A 4,235-nucleotide genomic window follows, 5' to 3' on the forward strand; every position below is an offset into this window, starting at 1 on the left:
TCGTCTGACAACTTTAATGGAAGGCGAAAGCTTATTTAATGATGGAATGGCGGTAGTTGCATTTGAATTTTTAGTCGCACTGTCTTTTGGAAATACCCAGCTAGGAATTCAGCCAATTTTAGTGCAGTTTTTTACAGTGGTGGGCGTTGGCGTTGCCGTAGGCGGTTTAATTGGTTTTGGCATTTCCTATCTGACGCAAAGATTCGATTTACCTTTAGTCGAACAATCTTTAACGCTGGTTGCGGCTTACGGTACTTACATAATTACCGAAGATTTAGGCGGTTCTGGGGTGATTGGTGTCGTGACTTGCAGCTTGATTTTAGGTAATTTTGGCTCTCGCATCGGCATGAATCCCCGTACGCGAATTATTGTCAGCGAGTTTTGGGAGTTTCTGGCGTTTTTCGTCAACTCAATCGTGTTTCTACTAATCGGCGACCAAGTTCACTTTACGACGTTGGGAGAGAATTTAGGAATTATTGCCGTGACGGTGGGGGCAATTGTGGCTATGCGGGCGATCGCAATCTATACTCTCAGCCAGTTGAGTAACTATCTCACCAAATCTACAATTGGGTTACCAGACCAAACTGTACTTTGGTGGGGTGGATTGCGCGGTTCTGTCTCTATTGCTCTAGCGCTGAGCGTATCGGCTGCTTTACCAGAGCGAGATAAAATTATTGCTACCGTGTTTGGGGTAGTACTATTTACCTTGCTGTTTCAAGGATTGACAATTAAACCTTTGTTGCAAAAATTAAATTTATTAGGCGATCGCCCTCAACAAGAGCAGTATACGGAATTTATAGCGCGACGAGTTGCCCTCGATCGCGTCTTGCAACAGTTACAGGCAGACCAGCGCCCAGGTATCGATCCAGAGTTTTATCGCTACCAAGAAGCACTGATTAAAGGCGGGATTGAGGACTTGCAAAAAGAAATCGAGCAATTACAAAACCAGTATCCCGACCTGAAAAACTTTAGCGCCCAACAATTACGTTCCGAACTGCTAGCAACAGAGGCGAATACGTACGCGGAATTTGTCAAAGTCGGACGATTGAATCGAGAACTGTCGCCGTTTCTACCAGAAGTGTTGCAAACTGGAGATGGACATAACGATTAAATATTTAGCGAATAGAATTCGCCCAAGCTTGGTGGAAGACAGTAAGCAGTAGGGAGTGGGGAACTTAGGAGGAATGCTGCCACCGATCCAAAATATCTTTAAATAAAGCTTCTTCAATCCAAGTTTTAGCAACTACCGCAAGGGGAAGTGCCATCAGCAACCCTAAAGCACCAAAAAAGGTAGTAAAGAAAATTTGTGCCGTCAGCGTCACCGCAGGTAACAGCGCCACCTGATGCGCCATTACGGTTGGAGTTAGCCAGTAACTTTCAACATTCTGAATGATGATATACAGAACTATAACAGCGAGAGCTTTCCAAGGTGCATCCAGAAATGCGATCGTCGCTGGCAAAAATACGCTTAGAGTTGGTCCAATATTAGGAATAAAATTGAGCAATCCTGCTAAAACTGCGTGAGCTAGTGCTAGCGGCACTTGTAATATCCATAACCCAATCCCACTTAAAGCACCGATAAATACCATTTCAATTAAAGCGCCAACCGTCCACGCACCCAAACCATCGGCACAGCGAGTCAGAATCTCATCTACCCGTTTGCGATAGAATGCGGGGAAACAGCGAATAAAAGATTTGCGATAAGGCTGAGGATTGACTAGCAACATCAAGGTTAAAATAATAACCAGCAAAAACTCTAATACTGCACCTACAGAAGTAGAGAAGAACGCGATCGCCTGCGCTGGGAGATTGGTAATAAAAGGCTGAAGTTGCTCGATGAGTGCATTAATATCTGAAACTTGTGGGAAAAACGGTACTATGCGTTCCTCTAGCCAATTAATTCCTTGCTGAATCCGCTCGATTCCGGCTGGGAGAAGCTTCACTAAGTCTTGAAACTGGTTGATAAATGGAATCACAATTAACCAAAAACTAACAATTTTTCGGCTCTTGGTGGAGAGCAATGCTGTTTGGTTTGTTAATTACCATTGCCGTCCAAAGTTCTAGCATTACAACCTCAGTACTCGTACCAATTCTTGCTCTTGGTGTTGTAGCTGCTCTGCAAGCGCTTCCTTATTTCTTAGGGGCAAATATCGGTACTTCGACGACTGCTTTGCTAGCAGGTCTGTCATTAGCTAGTGGTGGCAATGCTGAAGGAACAGCCTCGCTAATGGTAGCAATGGTACACATGATTTTCGATATCTTTGCCATTATCTTGTTGTTTCCCATTCCTAAAGTTAGAAAAATTCCAGTTTGGTTAGCAGAAAGGTCTGGGGAATTTGTGACTAAAGGTAGAGTAGTTGCTATTGCATACATAGCTGCTGTTTTCTATCTCATCCCCTTTGCCGGAATCTGGTTAACGCGAGATTGGGATGTAGCCCAGTTTTACGAACCGACAGTACCCCAGGAAGTGGAACAGTTGCAACAAGAAAAAGTGCAAAATCCTAACGGAGCGAAGCAAGAACAGAATGGTGCGCCTGCAACAGGAAGCAAGGAGTAGGAAGTAGGGGACGAACAGATTTAGCAGGGAGTAGGGGAAGAACATAATTCAACTCAGGAGTTGCTAATGTCTGAGCCGAAGTCGTCACAGTCGCTAAAAAGAGAACTAGGAGTAGTAGGCGCGATCGCCCTTGGTTTGGGTTCTATTGTTGGCGCAGGTGTATTTGTCAGTACGGGGATTGCCGCAGGGGTGGCGGGTCCAGCAGTAATTATTGCGGTGGCGATCGCGGCTGGGGTAGCTGTATGCAACGGACTCAATAGCGCCCAACTTGCGGCTAGCCATCCCGTTAGTGGTGGTGCTTACGAATATGGCTACAAATATCTCAATCCTTGGCTGGGTTTTACTGCTGGCTGGATGTTTTTAATTGCTAAATCTGCTTCTGCTGCTACTGCTGCTTTAGGCTGTGCTGGTTACTTGCTTAATATTTTAGGAATCGGCGATCGCACCTTTTTAGTTCCTACAGCTTTAGGGGCAGTCGTCCTGCTAACATTAATTGTATTGGGTGGAATTCGGCGATCGAATGTAGTCAATATTGCGATCGTTTCAGTTACGCTGCTGTCATTACTATTTTTTATTATTGCTGGTTTACCCCTAGTTGTAGCGAACTGCAAACATCGAGAGATGAAACTGCAAACAAGGCGATTTTCAAACCACATTCTCTGCAAATAAGGGGTGTCTCAAAACCACAATCGCTGCAAATGAAACCACAATCGTTGCAAACAAACCACAATCACTGCAAATGAAGTCACATTCTGGGCGAAAATGCTGTAACTCCTTCAGAGCAGAGTTTACAGCATTTTCGCCCTCAAGGGTGTCCAAAAAATACGAACTTTTTAACCGGACATATACGTTCATTTATTTATATATAAATCGGACACGAATGAATTCAAAAAACTCTGTATAAGGTATTTCCCGTTTTTCATATCCAACTCGCGTGCGATAAATTCGATTTCCCTCTACACAGGAAGTCCCATTTTTAGCATTTGGTCTCTCAAATCTTGGGTTCGACCAGGAGGCAATTGACCGTGGAGAAAAGAATTCACCTCAGCCATCCGCAGATTCAATAAATCAGCTAACACTTTGGCGTTATAACCATGCCGAATTAAGCGCGGTTCTAGATCGTTAATGGCATGAGCTAAAACGGACTCGATTATTCCGGTTGTAATTGGTTTTGTGCCTACCTTATAACCAGATTCAAATGCTAGTTTTAAGTAATGTTCGATTTGTAACGGAGTCGTCAATCGTTCCGCTAAAAATGCAATTGCTTCGTCAGTCAATAGATCGGATACCAGATATTCTTCGTGAATACATTCACTTAAAAGCCAATGAATAAACTCCGTCTGATGTCCGCGAATCCCTTCGAGGCTAAACACGGTTGTCCTAGCACCAATTTCCTCTAAAGATGGTCGGCGCAAATCATTTTTTAGCTTGGGATGCCCCACCAATAATATCGATAAAATGCCACCTTGGAGGCGTACTAATTCAATTAGGCGTTTGATTTTGATTAACGTACTGTTGTGAAGGTCGTGGGCTTCGTCCACTAGAGGGTGTTATGCACTTTGTAGTGCCAAGTCTGTAAATCGTTTTAGCATCAAGGCAGCAAAAGCAACAAGATGAAAACCGACTAAAGTTTCTGCTAGACGCTCATAATCCTTTGCTAATCGACGAAATCGCCCAG

5 protein-coding genes and 1 pseudogene are annotated in these 4,235 nt (G+C 44.0%); 3 read left to right on the plus strand and 3 right to left on the minus strand.

Features of this window, described 5'->3' with window-relative positions:
* The coding region (locus ACRC32_RS08050; RefSeq protein WP_438553474.1) for a cation:proton antiporter at nucleotides 1-1,111 on the plus strand (1,111 nt) is incomplete at its 5' end.
* Between the two features lie 64 nt (nucleotides 1,112-1,175).
* On the opposite strand, the gene ACRC32_RS08055 is transcribed toward ACRC32_RS08050, so the two are convergent.
* A complete protein-coding gene (locus ACRC32_RS08055) occupies nucleotides 1,176-2,021 on the minus strand; it encodes an AI-2E family transporter (protein ID WP_438553475.1) in 846 nt (281 codons plus the stop codon).
* On the opposite strand from ACRC32_RS08055, the gene ACRC32_RS08060 reads away from it, so the two are divergent.
* Nucleotides 2,021-2,557: a hypothetical protein gene (locus tag ACRC32_RS08060; RefSeq protein ID WP_438553476.1), complete on the plus strand. Its 537-nt coding sequence runs from the start codon at nucleotides 2,021-2,023 to the stop codon at nucleotides 2,555-2,557. The genes ACRC32_RS08055 and ACRC32_RS08060 overlap by 1 nt on opposite strands.
* A gap of 66 nt (nucleotides 2,558-2,623) precedes the next feature.
* A complete protein-coding gene (locus tag ACRC32_RS08065) occupies nucleotides 2,624-3,226 on the plus strand; it encodes an APC family permease (RefSeq protein WP_438553477.1) in 603 nt (200 codons plus the stop codon).
* 287 nt (nucleotides 3,227-3,513) lie between these two features.
* Here ACRC32_RS08065 and ACRC32_RS08070 read toward each other — a convergent pair whose 3' ends face one another.
* Both ACRC32_RS08070 and ACRC32_RS08075 read right to left on the minus strand, forming a co-directional pair.
* A complete protein-coding gene (locus ACRC32_RS08070; protein ID WP_438553478.1) occupies nucleotides 3,514-4,098 on the minus strand; it encodes a hypothetical protein in 585 nt (194 codons plus the stop codon).
* Between the two features lie 9 nt (nucleotides 4,099-4,107).
* Nucleotides 4,108-4,235, minus strand: a pseudogene (locus ACRC32_RS08075) (IS5/IS1182 family transposase); the annotation flags it as partial.

Origin of the sequence: Chroococcidiopsis sp., from assembly GCF_051657925.1 — a bacterium.
Taxonomy (GTDB): Bacteria; Cyanobacteriota; Cyanobacteriia; order Cyanobacteriales; family Chroococcidiopsidaceae; genus Chroococcidiopsis.

What these genes read in the sequence shown, in the direction of transcription:
- ACRC32_RS08060 (WP_438553476.1), top strand. Translation starts at nt 2,021, where the DNA reads ATGCTGTTTGGTTTGTTAATTACCATTGCCGTCCAAAGTTCTAGCATT.
- ACRC32_RS08065 (WP_438553477.1), top strand. Translation starts at nt 2,624, where the DNA reads ATGTCTGAGCCGAAGTCGTCACAGTCGCTAAAAAGAGAACTAGGAGTA.